The following is a 16,121-nucleotide window of genomic DNA, read 5'->3' on the forward strand; positions in this document are numbered from 1 at the left end:
CCGGGAAGCCCGCTGTGTTGGAGGTGCGCGGTTCCCTGCGCGGACAACGGACCTCCCGGCCACAGAGTGCTCCTGCCCCGTTCCCGCACCACCCGTGCACCAAGCACGGCATTTTCACGCAAGAGGCACACGAACGCCGGGCGGCCCCAGACCTGAATGTCTGGGGCCGCCCGGCACTTCCGGGTGTGACTACTGCTCGCTACCAGCGATACCAACGGCCGCGACCACCACCGGTTCCGGCGGAACGCATGACGAAACCGAGCAACCAGACCGCCAGCACAATCACGGCCACGATCCACAGAGCCTTGAGCGCGAAGCCCGCGCCGAAGAGAACCAGAGCGAGCAGAAGAACGAGAAGCAGGGGAACCATAGTTATCAACCTCCAAAGCACCGTGTGCCCTGGTAACACCCCGCCATGCGCCCAAAGTTTATGCGTTTCTTATCCTTCGGCGCGGGAATGTGGCACCACCCACAACGCCTCACCCTCGTTCAGTCCTTGGTGCCGGTGTGCGGGGGGTGAGCGGCGTCGTTGTGCTGCGCGTCGAAGCGTCGCCGGGCCGCCTCGATCTCGTCCAGGTACCGGCGGGTCCACGCGCACATGCCGTTGACCGTGTCGCGCAGCGCCCCGCCCGCCTCGGTGAGGCGGTAGTCGACCCGTGGCGGCACTTCGGCGTACACCGTCCTGTGCACCAGCCCGTCCCGTTCGAGCCCACGCAGGGTCTGGGTGAGCATCTTGTGGCTGATGCCGTCCACCGCGGTCCGCACCTCGGTGAACCGGAGGGTCTGCTCGCCCAGCACATTGATGATCAGCAGCGCCCACTTGTTGGCCACACCGGAGAAGATCTCGCGGGCCAGGGAGTCGGCACGCGTCACGTCTTTGTCCTCGGGCGCGCGCCTGACCTGCTTGGTAACCACGAGGTTCCCCTCTCCCCGAAAAGTGCGTTCTTCCACGTCAAACCATAGTCACCTACGGTTTCCGACTGACCAGAAGAGATCATTGGGCCGCCCGGTACGCCGGCTGCGGCCGCCCGACATGGTATGGAGAGCCCATGAGCATCCTGAAGACGTACGCCCGCCTGTGGACCGACAGCCTCGACAGCGCGCTGCCGCTCCTCACGGAACTCACCGGCGTGCAGCCGGACCTGCGGCTGGCGTTTCACTCCGTGGAACTGGCCGCCATCGGCGACTTCCTCGTCATCGCGGGCCCGGCCGACGAGCGCGCGAAGTACGCGCACGCCTCCGCCACCGTGGTCGTCGAGGACCTCGACGCCCTCGCCACGACCCTGAAGGCCGCCGACGCCACCATCACCACTCCCACGACGAGCGGTCCGACGGGACGGTTCCTCTACGCCCGCCACGCCGACGGGGCAGAGGTCGAATACGTCGAGTGGGTCCCGGAGTTGGTCCGCCGGCTCATCCACCAGGGATCCCTCGCACGCACCACGCCTCGCACGACATCGGGTAAGGCCGAGCCCGAAAGGGGGAGCAGCGTTTCGAGCTCCTTGGGGTGAACGGGGAGGGGCGCACAGGACTGCCCGCGTCTCATGACACACGCACGTGGTGCGACAAAAAGAACCCCACCCCTGAACATTCGGGGTGGGGTTCGTATGGAGCGCCGGGCAGGCCTTGCACCTGCATCTCCCCGCAGGAAGCGGGGCGTCTTTCCTTGGACCACCAACGCACAGCTCACCACCGGGAGTTCCGGCGGCCTGCTCAAGATCAAGCATAGCGCAGTTTCACCACCCGGCGGTCCGGGCTCCGGTGAGCACCACGCTCGGCGGCCCGGAGGCCATCTCCGGATGGCACCACCCTGTGCCGTCCTCCGTCCTGGGCGACGGTGCTCTCGCCGGACACCTGAAGACTGATGAACAGCACCGGCTCGTCGTCGGCCTTGGTCAGCCGTGGAGTCCGATGCACCGTGGCGGGGTTGGCCCGCACGGTGGTGACCTGTAGAGATCCCCACCTCCGTGATCGTCGCCGGTGCCACGACGGGCACACGTTGTCGCATGGCACCATGCGTGACCGGAGGCACGGACGTGTGCCACCGGGCAGGAAGCCCGGTGGGCACACGCTTGCCCTGCCCGGTTCTAGAAGGGGGTCAGAGTCAGGTTGATGCCCGTGGGCGCGGTGTCCTGAATGTACGAGGCGAAGTCGGCGACGTCGTCGAAGGCGAAGCCGTACGCCTTGCCGTCCTCGGTGGCCGCGTGAATGGCCTTCGCGTAGTGGTTGGCGAGGGCCGACCCGTAGAAGGCGGCGGGATCCGTAGTGGGCTGCGCGGAGTCGTTGACAAGGGTGGAACGGTTGAAGCCGGCGCCGAGGACGGCGGCAACAGGGCCGGTGGTCCCGTCATTGGGGGCGGCCAGACTGCCGTCGCAGAAGAACACGTCGCGGGTGGACGGCTTGCTGAAGGAGACCGAGGCCGGGCCGGTGAAGGTCAGCTTGTCCCCGCGGACCCGACCGGTGAAGGCACCGGCGTTCGTGGTGACGGTCAGGTCCTTGCCTGTATACGTGCTCCACACCTCGTCGATGTACGGGGCGAAGTAGTCCTCGGCGAAGATGCCGGCGTCCAGGCCGTGTCCCGGGGCGATGACGCGCAGGTCGTCCACCACCAGTCGCTCGAACTCGGGGACCGACTTGACCGCGGCGAAGACTCGCGCCCGTCCACCGTCACGCAGAGTCCCCGTGGTCTGGTCCTTGGTGCCGGTCAGCCGGATACTCAGCGGGACGCTGAACATGTCGACCATGGTGGTGTTGCAGAACATCCCCGCTGAGTTGTGGGTGAACTCGGCGCAGTCGTGCAACACGCGATAGTTGGGGTCCGACTCCACCCACCCGGCGGGGTACTGCAGAGCGGCGTTGCCGTTGCCGTCCGCCACCGCCTTCAACTTCAGCTTGTCACCGAGCGCGACGTAGATGCGGCCGGACATGTACGGCAGTGACAGCCTCGTTTCGCCGCTGCCGGACAGGGCGATGGCGTAGTCGGTAAAGCCGTCGGCGCCGTTGTCCGCGAGGGATATCGGAGCCAGGGTGCCCTCAGAGGTAACCCGAACCTGCTTACCGTCCTCGTTTCCCACGATGTAGAGGTGCACCGAGGAGTTGGCGAACGATCCAGTCCTGTTGACGATCGTCAGCGGGAGCGCACCGGCCGCACGTGGGGCCGCGCCCCCGTTGTCCGAGGCCACGGTGGCGAGGGCGTGCGGCGCTCCCATGGCGGCCGCCGGGACGGCCACGGCCGTTCCGGCGAGCGCGGCGAGCAGCTTGCGACGGGAGAGGTCGCGCTGGTGACGGGGCGTCATGTGGGGGGCTCCTTCTTGCGTGCGACTCGGATCGGGCGTGGGGGGAAGTGGACGCGTCGGGAAGCGAAGGGGAACAGCGTCCGTCTGAGAGCGCTCTCTGAACGCTCCGCAGTCTTCGCCGACGGGCCCCGATGCTAGCCCGACACCACCCCAGGGACCACCCGCCCCCCGAGGAGCCAAAATCTCTCTCACCTGCGGTTATTTGACTCTGCGTCCGATGAACAAGATTGCTTAAGGCGTCTTTAAACCGCTCTTAAACAAGCGGCATCCAACCCCCTGCGTCAGGCGACCCGGCGCCGCCTGGCCAGCCAGGTCTGGGCGATGATGACCACCACGAGGAAGCCACCGCTGACCACCTGCTGGTAGGCGGAGTCGAGTGAGCCGATCTGGTTGATGATGTTCTGGATCGTCTTCAGCAGCAGCACACCCACCAGGGATCCGCTGACGAAGCCGAGGCCACCGGAGAGCAGCGTGCCGCCGATGACGACGGCGGCGATGGCGTCCAGCTCCATGCCGTAACCGAGGATCGTGACGCCGGAGGCGAGCCAGGCCGCGTTCAGGGCACCTGCCAATCCGGCGAGCAGCGCGGAAAGCGTGTACACCGTGATCTTGGTGCGGGCGACCGGAGCTCCCATGAGAGCGGCGGCGTCCTCGTTGCCCCCGACGGCGTAGACGTTCTGGCCGAAGCGAGTGCGGCGCAGGGCGACGGCACCCGCCAGGAACAGCGCGCCGGTGATCCACACCGGCGCGCCGACGCCCAGCAGTCTGCCCTGGCCGAGGTGGACGAAGACCGTTTCCTTGTCGACCAGATACGTGGTGGCGCCTTCGTCGGTGATGTTGAGCATGAGACCCCGTGCGGCGAGCATCGCGGCGAGCGTGACGATGAAGGGGGCGAGCCGGGTCCTGGCGATGAGCAGACCGTTGACGCATCCGATCAGACCGCAGACCGCGAGCGGCAGCAGCAGGGCGACCAGGGCGCCGTACCGCGAGCCCCAGGCGGCGAGTACGCCACCGAGGGCGAAGACCGACCCGACGGACAGGTCGATGCCTCCGGTGACGATGACGAAGGTCATGCCGAGTGCGACCACGGCCAGGAACGACGACGTCATGGCCAGGTTCTCGATGTTGTCGCCGGTGGCGAAGGAGTCGAAGGAGAACGAGGCGACAAGTGCCAGTACCAGGAGGGCCACCAGCGCACCGTGCTGCTGGGCCAGGGCGCTGAGCCGCTCGCCGCGGACGACGCCGCTCCCCCTGCCGGCCTCGACACCGGATGCGGACATGGCGGGTTCCTTCGTCAAGTCCTTGGTGATGCTCACCGCTTCCCCCTCTCACGTGCCGCGTAGACGGCCAGGATGATCACCACGGCCTGGGCCAGCTGGGTCCAGGACGGGGACAGGTCGTGTTTGATGAGGGTCGCCGTCAGCAGCTGGATGAGCAGGGCGCCCGCGACGGTGCCGCCGACGCGGACACGTCCGCCGGTCAGGGGCGTCCCGCCGACGACGACCGCGGTGATCGCCGACAGCTCCATGAGCTGGCCCAGTGACGTCGGATCGCTCGCGGACAGGCGTGCGGTGGAGAGGAACCCGGCGACGGCGGCGAGCACGCCGGAGCAGACGTAGACGGTGATCAGGACGCGCCGTACGGGAAGCCCGGCGAGCTGCGCCGCCGGCCTGCTGTCTCCGATGGCCAGCAGTTGGCGGCCGAACGTGGTGCGCCGCACGACGAAGGCGACCACGACCGCGAGGGCCGCCGCGATGAGCACGAGATACGGAACGCCGACGACGTCACCCGAGCCGAGGGACAGCAGCGTCGGATCGCGCACGTCCTTGAGCTGCGGCAGCATGACGAGTGCCAGACCGCGGGTGCCGACCATGAGGGCCAGGGTGGCGACGATCGGCTGGACGCCGACGAACGCGATCAGGGTGCCGTTGGCAAGGCCGATGACCACGCCGCCGACGACCACGGTGAGCAGGGCCACCCAGGGGCCGTAGCCGAGGTAGAGGGACAGCAGCGAGGTCGACAGGGCCATGACGGATCCCACCGACAGGTCGATGCCCTCGGTGCCGATGGCCAGTGCCATGCCGAGGGCGACGACCAGGACGGGGGCGACCTGGACGGCCTGGGTGCGGAAGTTCGCGGCGGACAGGAAGTGGTCGGTGAAAGCGACGTTGAACAGCAGCAGGACCACGACGCCCGCGTAGACGCCGTATTCCTGGAGCCACCGCACGGCCGCCGCGCGGTCCGCGGGCAGGGCGTTGCGCAGGGCGACGTCAGCCATGGGTGGCGGCCTCCTCCTCGGTGGACGCTTCTTCTTCCGCCGCTTGTGCGATGGCCCGCATCAGCCGGTCGGCCGTGACGTCGTCAGCGCGCAGTTCGGCGATGGCCGCACCGTCCCGGAGGACGACGACGCGGTCGGAGCCTTCGATCAGTTCCTCGATGTCGGACGAGATGAGCAGGACGCCCAGGCCGTCCTCGGCGAGTTCGTCGATGAGCTGCTGCACCTCGGCCTTGGCACCGATGTCGATGCCGCGGGTCGGCTCGTCCAGAAGAAGCACCTTGGGGTTCATCGCGAGCCAGCGGGCGAGCAGCACCTTCTGCTGGTTGCCGCCGGAGAGTTCGCCGACCTTCTGGTGCGGACTGGACGCCTTGATGCGCAGCCGCTTCATGAAGGTGTCGACGACGGCGTCCATGCGGGACTCGGCGACCAGGCCGTAGCGGGAGAGCTGGGGCAGGGCGGCCAGGGCGATGTTCTCCCGCACCGACAGCCCCGGCACGATGCCTTCGGACTTGCGGTCCTCGGGCAGGAGACTGATGCCGGCGCGGATGGCCGCGACGGTGGAGCCGGTGCGTACCGGGACACCGGCGACGGTGACACGGCCGTCGGCGAGTGCCAGCGCGCCGGCGACGGCTTTGGCGGTCTCGCTGCGGCCGGAACCCAGCAATCCACCGAGGCCGAGTACTTCACCGGGGTGTATTTCCAGGGAGACAGCGCGCAGTTGGTGGGGCCGGGTGAGGTTTTCGGCGCGCAGCACCGGCTCACCGCCCGTGTCGTGCGTACCGGAGAACTTGGTCGTGCCCTCGCTGCGCACCTCGCCGAGGTCGCGTCCCAGCATGTACGAGACCAGGGTGAGACGGTCGGTGCCGGCGAGCGGGCCGGTGTGCACATGGTGGCCGTCGCGCAGCACGGTGACGCTGTCGCAGACGGCGTACAGCTCCTCCATGCGGTGGCTGACATAGACCACGGCGATGCCCTGGTCGCGCAGGCGGCGGATGACGCCGAAGAGGGTGTGGACCTCGCGTGGTTCCAGCGACGATGTCGGTTCGTCCATGACGACGACGCTCGCGTCGACGGCCACCGCGCGGGCCAGGGCGACCATCTGCTGTGCTCCGACGCCGAGTTGGCGCAGCGGTCGGCGGACATCGACGTCGACCCCGTACGCGGTGAGGACCTGGTGGGCCTCCGTGTGCATGCGGCGGAAGTCGATCAGTCCGAGGCGGGTGCGGGGCTCGCGGCCGAGAAAGAGGTTGCGGGCCACGCTCATCAGCGGGATGAGGTTGACTTCCTGGTAGATCGTCGAGATACCGGCGTGCTGCGCTTCCAGTGGTGTGCCGAAAGCGACGGGCTCGCCCCGGTGGAACACCCCGCCCTCGTCGGCCCGGTGGACGCCGGTGAGGACCTTGATGAGGGTGGACTTGCCCGCGCCGTTCTCGCCGACGAGCGCGTGCACCTCCCCCGCGCGTACGGAGAAGTCGACGTCGTCGAGTGCGGTGACGCCGGGGAAGCGTTTGGTCAGTCCTCGTACGGCGAGGACTTCAGCGGATACGGGTGACGCGGTCACCGCTGACCTCCTGGGACTCGTTGCGTCGAGGCCGGTGCGGCGGGCCGATGGCGCCGGCCGCTGCCTGCCCGGGCGGACGTGTGGATGTCGGTACGCCCCTGGATGTCAGTACGCCTTGCCGATGTCGGACGTGGCGTTGCCCTTGGTGTAGGCGCTGTCCTGGATGACGATGTCCTGGCCGACCTTGGCGCCCTTGGTGAACGAGTCGAGGGTCTGGAAGGCGAGCGGGCCGAAGCGGGGGTTGGACTCGATGACGCCGTCGATCCAGCCGTCCACGATGCCCTGGACTGCGTTGCGCGTGCCGTCCACGGTGACGATCTTGACGTCGCCGGGCTTCTTGCCCGCGCTCTTGAGAGCGTTGACGGCACCGAGGCCCATCTCGTCGTTCTCGGCGTAGACGCCGGTGATACCGGGCTTGGACTGGATGAGGTTCTCGGTGACCGACTGGCCCTTCTCCCGGGCGAATTCACCGGTCTGCCTGAACACGATCTTCAGGCCGGGGGCCTTCTCCTGGAGGCGGTCCTCGAAGCCCTTGGTGCGTTCGGTCGTCACGTTGTTGCCGGCGGCGCCGAGCAGGATGGCCACCTCGCCCTTGCCGCCCGTCGCCTTGATCATCTCGTCCGCGGCGCGCTTGCCCTGCTCGGTGAAGTCGGAGCCGATGAAGCTCACATAGTCCGTGCAGGGGGTTGCGTTGATCTTTCGGTCGACGGTGACGATCGGGATCTTCTTGGCCGCGGCCTGGCGCAGTACCGGCTCCCAGCCGTCGGAGTTGAGCGGGGCGATGACGAGCAGGTCGGCGCCCTTGGCGATGAGGTCCTGGACGTCGCTGATCTGCTTGGAGAACTGCGACTGGGCGTTGGCGGTGAGCAGCTTGACGCCGCGCTTGCCGGCCTCGGCCTTGAGGGAGGCGGTCTCCGCGATGCGGAACGGGTTGGCCTCCTTCTCGGACTGGGAGAAGCCGACCGTGGCGGTCTTCAGATCGAGCTTCTTGCCGCCGAACGTGGCGATGTCACAGGTCTTGCTGTCGGCCCCGGGAGTCGCGACGACCTGACTGGAATCGCCCCCGGCGGCAGAGCTGTTGCTGCCGGAGGCATCACTCTCGGACTTGGTGCACCCGGTGCACAACGCGAGGCCGGCGACCAGGCCGGCGGCAAGCAGAGACGTGGCTGACGTACGGCGAGACATGGCTGGCATACGGCGAAAGGCAGAGTTCGACTTCATGAAATCCCCATAACGGCACGGCCTGGCGCAATGAAGGCGCTCGCGAGTGGGTCATTGCAGACGTCTGCGCGGTGATGCTGGGGAGTTTTTACATCGTTGGAAGGTGGCTGTAAACCCTTCGCGCAACGGCACCTGACGCAACGGATCCAAGGTTCCCGGCCGTCGTCCTGCCGCACGTGATCAGCGGCGGCCCAGGGTGCTCTCGCGCTCCACCAGCCGGAATGCGGCGGTGAGTTCGCGCCCGCCGTCCGCGCTCTCGCGGCGGAGCGAGCGCAGCAGCGACTCCACCGCAAGCCGTGCGATGGCCTGCTTGTCCGGGGCGATCGTGGTGAGGGTGACGGCTCCGTACCGGCTCTCGGTGATGTCGTCGAAGCCGACCACCGCCACGTCCCACGGAACCCGCAGTCCGCGCTCGGACAGCACCCGCATCGCCCCGATCGCCACCAGGTCGTTGTAGGCGAACACGGCGTCCGGGCGCACTCCGGCGTCCAGCATGCGCGCCATGGCCTCGGCCCCGTCGGAGCGGTCCCAGCCGCCGGTCGGGCCGACGAGCTGCTCCGGCGTCGGCACGCCGGCCGCCGAAAGCTCCTCTTGCCAGCCCTGAAGCCGCAGGTGGGCGGGGCGGTTGGCGGAGTCGGTGCGCGCGCCGAGGTAGGCGATACGGGTCCGGCCGCGGCCCAGCAGGTGCCGCACCGCGGTGCGGGCCGCGGCGACGTTGTCGATCGCGATGTGGTCGTAGGGCAGGTCGTACTCCCGCTCACCGAGCAGCACCAGGGGCACGTCGGCCGCCCGCCCGCGCAGGTCTTCCGCCTCCAGCTCCAGGGGGCTGAGGATCAGACCGTCGATGACACCGGCCCGGAAGCCCTGGCTGACCAGGATCTCCCGTTCCCGTTCACCGCGGGTGTGGTCGAGCAGCACGGTGAGGTCCTGCTCGGCGGCCGCGTCGATGACGGCCGCCGCGAGCTCGGCGAAGTAGGGGTTTCCCAGCTCGGGCACGGCCAGCGCGATGATGCCGGTACGGCCCTTGCGCAGGTGCCGTGCCGTCAGGTTCGGCCGGTAGCCGAGCTCGTCGATGGCCTGCTGGACACGGGCCCGCATCCCCGGAGTGACGTGCTGATAGTTGTTCACCACGTTCGAGACGGTCTTGATCGAAACACCTGCGCGCTCCGCTACGTCCTTCAGACTCACCCGCACGAGATCTCCTCCGTATCGATGCGCACCTGGTGACCAGGGTGTCCGCCGGGGCGCTTGTCATGACCCTGGACAGCGGGCCGTGGCCGTGCTGTCATGCCAACGGCCGCCTCTTCCAACGTTGTACAGCTCGTTCTACCGACTGCGACGAAGAACCGCCACCCATCCTCAGCGAGGAGGATTTGTGCAGCATCCACGTCAGGGACCCCCATCTCGCCACACCCGACGAAGCCTCGGCAGATCGCTGGCCCTCACCATGACAGCCGTCCTCGGCGCGGCAGGCCTGGCCCTGTCCCCCGCCGCCTCCGCCGACAGCGGCCCCACGACCGCCGACCCGACCGAGGCCCACGGGCTCAAGGGCGAGTACTACACTCAATCCGCGCCCGGAGCTTTCGACTTCGCCGAGCTGAAGGCCACCGGCTTCGATCCCGGGCTCGACTTCGACTCGCTCGAGTCCCGTCTCTCGGCGGCCACAGGCCGGGCCGACGACGTCTCCGTCCGCTGGACCGGCGAGGTCGTCCCCGAGAAGTCGGGCCCCACCACCTTCTCGATCACCGGCGACAACGGCTTCCGGCTCTGGGTCGACGGAAAGCTCACCATCGACCACTGGGTCGACGACTGGGACAGGGAACAGACCTCGCAGCCCGTCGATCTGACGGCCGGCCGGGCCTACGACATCAAGGTCGAGTACTTCGAGCACTTCGGCGGCTCCAACCTCCACCTGCGCTGGACACCACCGGGCGGCAGCAAGTCCGCCGTGCCCCAGTCGGCGTTCCGCCTACCCGACGGGTTCGACTACAACGGCGCCCTCTCGGCGACCGTCCTCGGTGACGGGCGCACCGTTCGTCTGGACTTCCCGCAGGCCCTCGCCTCCGCCCCCGCCACGGTGCTCGACCACCTCACGGTCACCAGCGGCGGCAAGTGGCCCCTGAGTTCCGTCAAGACCGACCCGTCCGACGCCCGGGCGCTCCTCGTCGGCCTCGGCGAACCCGTCGTCGGCAACAAGGCCGGTACGGCCAAGGGCGGCGTCAACGTCACCTACGACGGCAAGGGCGCCCTGGCCGACACCAGCGGCACACCGGTCAAGGCCTTCTGGTCCAGCGGACCCAACAAGTCGACCTACGAACTGCGCACCAAGTGGGCCGACCAGGTGGGCCCCAAGAACGCCCTGCCCGAGTATCCGCGTCCCCAGCTGACCCGCAAGGCCTGGCAGAACCTCAACGGGACCTGGCAGTTCGCCGGCGCCAAGGCCGGCGAGGAGCCGCCCACCGGCAGGACTCTCGCCGAGAGGATCCTGGTGCCGTATCCGGTCGAGTCACAGCTCTCGGGCATCGAGCGCCATGAGGACCGCATGTGGTACCGGCGCACCTTCACCGTCCCGGCCGACTGGAAGGTCGGCCACGGCAAGCGGCTGCGGCTCAACTTCGGAGCCGTCGACTGGCAGTCCGAGGTGTACGTGAACGGCACCAAGGTCGCCGAACACAAGGGCGGCTACGACAAGTTCAGCGCCGATGTCACCGACGCGCTGAAGCCGGGGCGCACCCAGGAACTCATCGTCGGTGTCTACGATCCCACCGACGCGCAGGGCGGCGAGAACCCGCCCCTGGGCAAGCAGCGTCTCGACCCCAGCGGTATCTGGTACACCCCGTCCTCCGGCATCTGGCAGACGGTCTGGATGGAGCCGGTCGCAGCCGACCACGTCGACACGCTCAAGCTCACTCCCGACGTCGAAACGAGCACCCTCACCGTCGAGCCGAAGGGGGTACGCGACGGCCTCGCCGTGACCGCGACGGCGTACGACGGGAAGAAGAAGGTCGCAACGGTCCGGGGACGCACCGGCACACCCCTCACGCTCAAGCTCGCCGAGCCCCGTCTGTGGTCTCCCGACGACCCCTTCCTCTACGACCTCAAGGTCGACGTCGGCGCCGACCGCGTCGGCAGCTACTTCGGGATGCGCTCCATCGCCGTGGAGAAGGTCGACGGAACACCGCGCACCGTCCTCAACGGCAAGCCCGTCTTCATGATGGCCACGCTCGACCAGGGTTTCTGGCCCGACGGCCTGCACACCGCGCCGACCGACGACGCCCTTGCCCACGATCTGAAGATGCACAAGCAGATGGGCTTCAACTCCGTGCGCAAGCACATCAAGGTGGAGCCCGACCGCTGGTTCTACTGGGCGGACAGGCTCGGACTCCTGGTGTGGCAGGACATGCCCGCGATGACCGCCGGGGTGAACCCGAACGCCGCCTCCCGCGCCGAGTACGAGCGCGAGATGAAGCAGCTGATCGACGAGCACATCAGCAGCCCCTCGGTCGTCATGTGGGTGACCTTCAACGAGGGCTGGGGCCAGTACGACGAGGCCCGCATCGCCGACCAGGCCAAGGCGTGGGACCCGACCCGGCTGGTCAACAGCATGTCGGGGCTCAACCTCGGGGTTGACGGCGGCACCGGCGACGTCATGGACGAGCACGGCTACCCCAGCCCCGCGCTGCCGCCGCACCCCGACGGCAGACGGGCCCTGGTCAGCGGCGAGTACGGCGGCCTCGGCCTGGGAGTTCCCGGACACGCCTGGTCGGTGCAGATGTCGTACGTGGATGTCGACCCCGCCGCGTACACCGACACGTATCTGGCCCGGCTCGACGAGGTTCGCAGGCTTGCCTGCCGGGGCGGCAATGGAGCCGTCTACACCCAGATCTCCGACGTGGAGGGCGAGCTCAACGGCCTGATGACCTACGACCGCAAGATCGTCAAGCCTGATGTGCAGCGGCTCAGGACCGCGCACGAGGCACTGATCGAGGCAGTGGCGCAGTCCACGCTCCCGTGCGCCACGTCCTGACCCCCTGACGGCGCCGGGCGACGGTCCGCCTGCCCGCTCCCCTTCCGGCGCGGGCGGGCGGGCCGTCGGCCCCACCCGCACGAGCGGACCCTCCGCAGGGCTCTTCACCGCCGTCGCGGCAGCGCGCGGACGGTGGGAGGTGGCCGTGACCGGCGCTGTGGCGCGCAGGGCTCTTCCGTCTTATGGTCGAATGGTTCACCGCACATCTCCGGCGCGGCACCGCTCGCGTCCGCGTAGCGCTCGCGAGCCGGGAGGCGCTGTCCGTACGCCGCTGTCGACCGGACGAGACAGTCGCATTGAATACGACCGCTCACGGCTGTCGTGAGCCGCGGCGGACTGCGTCTCTTTCGTTCTGCGCCAACAGCGGTCAGAGGGAAGACCGGCACCATGGGCACTTTTACCACCGATGACGGCACAGAGATTTTCTACAAGGACTGGGGCAGCGGACCGCCCGTCGTGTTCAGCCACGGCTGGCCGCTCAACGCCGACGCCTGGGACGTTCAACTGCGTCTGGTGGCCGAGAACGGCTATCGCGCGGTTGCCCACGACCGCCGTGGGCACGGCCGCTCGGGCCAGCCGTGGAACGGCAACCACATGGACACCTACGCCGACGACCTCTCGCAGTTGATCGGCGCCCTGGATCTGCGGGACGCGGTTGTCGTCGGCCACTCCACCGGCGGCGGTGAAGTGGCCCGTTACATCGGCCGGCACGGCAGCGGCCGCGTTGCCAAGGCGGTCCTGGTGGGAGCCGTTCCCCCGATCATGCTGAAGACCGACGCCAACCCGGAGGGGCTCCCGATCGAAGCCTTCGACGCCATCCGTGCGGGCGTCCTGAGCAACCGCGCCCAGTACTACTGGGACTTGTCGGATCAGTTCTACGGTTTCAATCGGCCCGGCGCCGAAGGCACGGACGGGGTACGGCGCGCGTTCTGGTTGTGGAGCATGCAGGTGGGACTCAAGGCGGCCTACGACTGCATCGAGCAGTTCTCGGAACAGGATTTCACCGAGGACCTGCGGCGCATCGACGTACCGACCTTCATCGCGCACGGCGACGCCGACCAGATCGTCCCCCTCGTGGCGTCGGCACCCAAATCTGCCGAACTCGTCAAAGACGCGACGTTGAAGGTCTATTCGGGGGCGCCGCACGGTCTGACCGGGGCATACGAGCAGGAATTCAACGCTGACCTGCTGAACTTCATCCGTGGCTAGGCGGCAATGTGAGGGACGACCGGTACAGATCCGCCCGGGGTTCTTCGGCGCCGGCCCCGCTCTCGCGCGGGTCCGGCGTCGCCTGAGGGCTGTCCCTGGCGTACACGCCGGGCTCGCGCTGGCGCAACCGCGCCGAGTTCGTCAACGGCAGTGCGGAGATCGTCGGCTTCCTCACGCGCACGTGGACACGAGAGCCCGACTACCGGCCGGCGGTCGCCGCCCGGACGACCATGCCGGCTTGAGCGATCTCGGCTTCTAGGCCGTTCCGTCCGGAGCGTCCGATCATGGTCCGGCGCGGCGAACTGCCGCCGTCCCGCACGTGCGACGCCGACATCGCGAGTGTGCTGGGCGTCGCCGACGACGTCGTCGGCGTCACCACCGCGGCCGTCATCCGGCGGCCGGCATCACCTTGGTCACCTTGCCTTGCGTGTCGGCCTCCAGGTAGCCGCCCTCCCGGTAGTCGTTGCTCAGATAGACCGCCATGCCCGCAGGAGTGCCGAATACGTTGTCCGGCTGCCGGACCAGCAGGTAGCGGGCCGTCGGCTTCTCGACCTTCAGCGCCCTCTCCGCACGGGCGAGCAGCGCGGGAACCATGTCCCACTGGAAATTCTTCAGACTCACCGGCTGTCGGCCACCCGCCAGCGTGCCCTTGATGATGCCCTTTTCCACGCCGCGGTCGACACGGTAGGTGTAGGTGTCGTAGCGGGTACGGCTGCCCTCGACCATGACCGACGCCGAGACATGGTCCGGGTAGACGGAGAAGTCACCGAAGCTGTCCCGTCCGGTCTCCTTCTCGATGGCCTTGATCGAGGCCCGGATGCCGGCCGGGGTGAGCAGGTCGGTGGTCTCGCTGTCCGACTCCTGGTCCGTCGGCTTCTGTGTCACGGTCGTGGGCGCTGCCGGGGCGTGCTCCGTTTCGCGGGAGGCCCCGGGCGACGCCGCGGCTCCGTCCTGGCCTCCGGGCAGCGTCCGCCAGACCAGCCCGCCCACGAGCGACGCACCGGCGACGGAGGCCACCACGATGAGCCGTGCCCGTCCCGGCCGACGGGTGACCGTACGCGTTCCGAGACGGTCGGCGTCGGACCCCAGTGGTGGACGCGGGTCCGGTACGGCGTCCCGTGGTTCCCGCGCCGGCCGCCTCAGGTGGTCCCTCGGGTTCCGCGACGCTCCGACAAGCCCGGATTCCGTGGTCGCGGGCGGCGGTGCCGGGACCGGGGGTGCGAGTGGGTAGGACGTGGGCTCGGCCCCGGGACCGGCTTCCGCCACGGCGGCGAGCATCCGGTCGAAGGCCTCGGCGTCCGGCCGCGCTGCGGGGTCACGCACGAGCACTCGCGTGAGTACCGGCGTCAACGGACCGGCCTTCACGGGGTGCGGTACGTCGTCGTGGAGCACCGCGGCAAGCGTGGCCAGCGTCGTCCCCCGGCGCAGCGGATGGTGCCCCTCGACAGCGACGTACAGCATCATCGCCAGCGACCACAGGTCCGCACCGGGGCCACCCCGATCGCCCGTGACGCGCTCCGGCGCCATGTAGTCGGGCGTGCCGATGATCGATCCCGTGGCGGTCAGAGTGGTGGACTCGCGGATCGCGGCGATCCCGAAGTCCGTGAGCACCGGACTGCCATCGGGGCGCAGCAGCACGTTGGCGGGTTTCACGTCGCGGTGCTGCACTCCTGCGGCGTGCGCCGCACGCAGGGCTGCGAGCACTCCGCGCCCGATGTGCGCGGCCTCCGCCGGGGTCATCGGCCCACGAGCGAGCCGGTCGGCCAGCGACCCGCCGCCGACGAGTTCCATGACGATCCATGGGTAGGTGCCCTCGCCGCCGTCGACGATGTGGTGGATCGTCACCACGTTCGGATGTTCGACCCTGGCCAGGGCACGAGCCTCGCGCAGGACCCGTTCGCGCAGCAGGTGCGCGCCGTCCGGGTCGTACTCGGCGAAGTCCACGTCCGGCGGCCGTACTTCCTTGACGGCCACGCTCCGGTGCAGCAGCAGATCACGGGCCCGCCACACGGTGCCCATCCCGCCGCCCCCGAGCCGGGCCTCCAGTTCGAAGCGGTTGTCCACGACCCGTCTGCCGGTCTCCCCCTCACCCATACGCAGGAGCTTAAGGGGCACTGTCGAGCCCCGGGCCTCCAGGGGGCCCCGCGGCGAACGCAAGCATCACCGAACTGCCGGTCCTGCGCGGCTACTCCGACACGGCTGTGCTCAAGGAGATCGCCACCCGTTTCCGTACCCGGGAGGTGCGGAGCGGGCAGGTCCTCTTCGAGGCCGGGCAGCCCGTCACGGAGGCATATGTGATCGCCCACGGCCGGTTCACCCGCTACACCGCCGGCAAGTACGGCGAGGAGGAAACCATCGGGGTCGTCACCGACGGCGACCAGATGGGCGACGAGGCCATCGGCCAGTCGGACCCTCTGTGGCTGAGCTCGGTCCGGGCCGAGACGGCGGGCGTGGTGCTCGTGCTCCCCTGGGACGTCGTCACGGAGTTCACCGAGCGGGTGCCGTCCCTCGCGGCGCACCTAGTAGGGC

The 16,121-nt window shown here is 68.8% G+C and carries 13 protein-coding genes and 2 pseudogenes; 5 read left to right on the forward strand and 10 right to left on the reverse strand.

The window, feature by feature from the left end:
* Positions 1-199: 199 nt before the first annotated feature.
* Complete coding sequence (locus SAVERM_RS05310) at positions 200-370, reverse strand: hypothetical protein (RefSeq protein WP_037652668.1); 171 nt, start codon at positions 368-370, stop codon at positions 200-202.
* A gap of 119 nt (positions 371-489) precedes the next feature.
* On the reverse strand, positions 490-915 hold the full coding sequence (locus tag SAVERM_RS05315) for a winged helix-turn-helix transcriptional regulator (protein ID WP_010982403.1): 426 nt from the start codon (positions 913-915) through the stop codon (positions 490-492).
* Positions 916-1,049: 134 nt separating this feature from the next.
* Here SAVERM_RS05315 and SAVERM_RS05320 point away from each other — a divergent pair.
* A pseudogene (locus SAVERM_RS05320) lies at positions 1,050-1,418 on the forward strand (VOC family protein); the annotation flags it as partial.
* Positions 1,419-2,087: 669 nt separating this feature from the next.
* Here the strand turns inward: SAVERM_RS05320 and SAVERM_RS05330 are convergent.
* From SAVERM_RS05330 to SAVERM_RS05355, 6 genes are all read right to left on the reverse strand, one after another.
* On the reverse strand, positions 2,088-3,296 hold the full coding sequence (locus tag SAVERM_RS05330; RefSeq protein WP_010982405.1) for a beta-1,3-glucanase family protein: 1,209 nt from the start codon (positions 3,294-3,296) through the stop codon (positions 2,088-2,090).
* A 281-nt stretch (positions 3,297-3,577) separates the two neighbouring features.
* A complete protein-coding gene (locus SAVERM_RS05335) occupies positions 3,578-4,576 on the reverse strand; it encodes an ABC transporter permease (protein ID WP_010982406.1) in 999 nt (332 codons plus the stop codon).
* Between the two features lie 32 nt (positions 4,577-4,608).
* Entirely contained in the window at positions 4,609-5,574 is a 966-nt protein-coding gene (locus SAVERM_RS05340) for an ABC transporter permease (protein ID WP_010982407.1), read from the reverse strand.
* Positions 5,567-7,135, reverse strand: coding sequence for a sugar ABC transporter ATP-binding protein (locus SAVERM_RS05345; RefSeq protein WP_010982408.1), 1,569 nt, complete (start codon positions 7,133-7,135; stop codon positions 5,567-5,569). The genes SAVERM_RS05340 and SAVERM_RS05345 overlap by 8 nt, the downstream gene beginning before the upstream one ends.
* A 105-nt stretch (positions 7,136-7,240) precedes the next feature.
* On the reverse strand, positions 7,241-8,320 hold the full coding sequence (locus SAVERM_RS05350) for an ABC transporter substrate-binding protein (protein ID WP_037652672.1): 1,080 nt from the start codon (positions 8,318-8,320) through the stop codon (positions 7,241-7,243).
* A gap of 216 nt (positions 8,321-8,536) precedes the next feature.
* On the reverse strand, positions 8,537-9,550 hold the full coding sequence (locus tag SAVERM_RS05355) for a LacI family DNA-binding transcriptional regulator (protein WP_010982410.1): 1,014 nt from the start codon (positions 9,548-9,550) through the stop codon (positions 8,537-8,539).
* Between the two features lie 253 nt (positions 9,551-9,803).
* Here SAVERM_RS05355 and SAVERM_RS05360 point away from each other — a divergent pair, with 253 nt between their 5' ends.
* The 3 genes from SAVERM_RS05360 (at position 9,804) to SAVERM_RS39785 (ending at position 13,834) form a co-directional block, all read left to right on the forward strand.
* Positions 9,804-12,383, forward strand: coding sequence for a glycoside hydrolase family 2 (locus tag SAVERM_RS05360; protein WP_042492754.1), 2,580 nt, complete (start codon positions 9,804-9,806; stop codon positions 12,381-12,383).
* A 387-nt stretch (positions 12,384-12,770) separates the two neighbouring features.
* On the forward strand, positions 12,771-13,592 hold the full coding sequence (locus SAVERM_RS05365) for an alpha/beta fold hydrolase (protein WP_010982412.1): 822 nt from the start codon (positions 12,771-12,773) through the stop codon (positions 13,590-13,592).
* A gap of 95 nt (positions 13,593-13,687) precedes the next feature.
* Positions 13,688-13,834 (forward strand): DUF1348 family protein, encoded by a 147-nt coding sequence (locus SAVERM_RS39785; RefSeq protein WP_371859585.1) that lies wholly within the window; start codon positions 13,688-13,690, stop codon positions 13,832-13,834.
* Here SAVERM_RS39785 and SAVERM_RS05370 read toward each other — a convergent pair.
* Together SAVERM_RS05370 and SAVERM_RS05375 are read right to left on the reverse strand one after the other, a co-directional pair.
* Positions 13,792-13,983 carry a hypothetical protein gene (locus SAVERM_RS05370; RefSeq protein WP_037652674.1) on the reverse strand — a complete coding sequence of 64 codons (192 nt, stop codon included), beginning with the start codon at positions 13,981-13,983 and terminating at the stop codon, positions 13,792-13,794. The two genes, SAVERM_RS39785 and SAVERM_RS05370, sit on opposite strands and share 43 nt — an antisense overlap.
* Positions 13,980-15,686 (reverse strand): serine/threonine-protein kinase, encoded by a 1,707-nt coding sequence (locus SAVERM_RS05375; protein WP_010982413.1) that lies wholly within the window; start codon positions 15,684-15,686, stop codon positions 13,980-13,982. Before SAVERM_RS05375 ends, SAVERM_RS05370 begins: the two co-directional genes overlap by 4 nt.
* A gap of 62 nt (positions 15,687-15,748) precedes the next feature.
* Here SAVERM_RS05375 and SAVERM_RS05380 point away from each other — a divergent pair.
* Positions 15,749-16,114: pseudogene (locus SAVERM_RS05380) on the forward strand (Crp/Fnr family transcriptional regulator); the annotation flags it as partial.
* Positions 16,115-16,121 lie beyond the last annotated feature (7 nt).

The organism is Streptomyces avermitilis MA-4680 = NBRC 14893 (genome assembly GCF_000009765.2).
Classification (GTDB): Bacteria; Actinomycetota; Actinomycetes; order Streptomycetales; family Streptomycetaceae; genus Streptomyces; species Streptomyces avermitilis.

Bases quoted from the DNA above. Each gene is read 5' to 3' on its own strand.
- SAVERM_RS05310 (WP_037652668.1), bottom strand. From the start codon at position 370: ATGGTTCCCCTGCTTCTCGTTCTTCTGCTCGCTCTGGTTCTCTTCGGC.
- SAVERM_RS05370 (WP_037652674.1), bottom strand. From the start codon at position 13,983: ATGACGGCCGCGGTGGTGACGCCGACGACGTCGTCGGCGACGCCCAGC.
- SAVERM_RS05350 (WP_037652672.1), bottom strand. From the start codon at position 8,320: ATGTCTCGCCGTACGTCAGCCACGTCTCTGCTTGCCGCCGGCCTGGTC.
- SAVERM_RS05365 (WP_010982412.1), top strand. From the start codon at position 12,771: ATGGGCACTTTTACCACCGATGACGGCACAGAGATTTTCTACAAGGAC.
- SAVERM_RS05360 (WP_042492754.1), top strand. From the start codon at position 9,804: ATGACAGCCGTCCTCGGCGCGGCAGGCCTGGCCCTGTCCCCCGCCGCC.
- SAVERM_RS05335 (WP_010982406.1), bottom strand. From the start codon at position 4,576: ATGTCCGCATCCGGTGTCGAGGCCGGCAGGGGGAGCGGCGTCGTCCGC.
- SAVERM_RS05375 (WP_010982413.1), bottom strand. From the start codon at position 15,686: ATGGGTGAGGGGGAGACCGGCAGACGGGTCGTGGACAACCGCTTCGAA.
- SAVERM_RS05330 (WP_010982405.1), bottom strand. From the start codon at position 3,296: ATGACGCCCCGTCACCAGCGCGACCTCTCCCGTCGCAAGCTGCTCGCC.
- SAVERM_RS05340 (WP_010982407.1), bottom strand. From the start codon at position 5,574: ATGGCTGACGTCGCCCTGCGCAACGCCCTGCCCGCGGACCGCGCGGCG.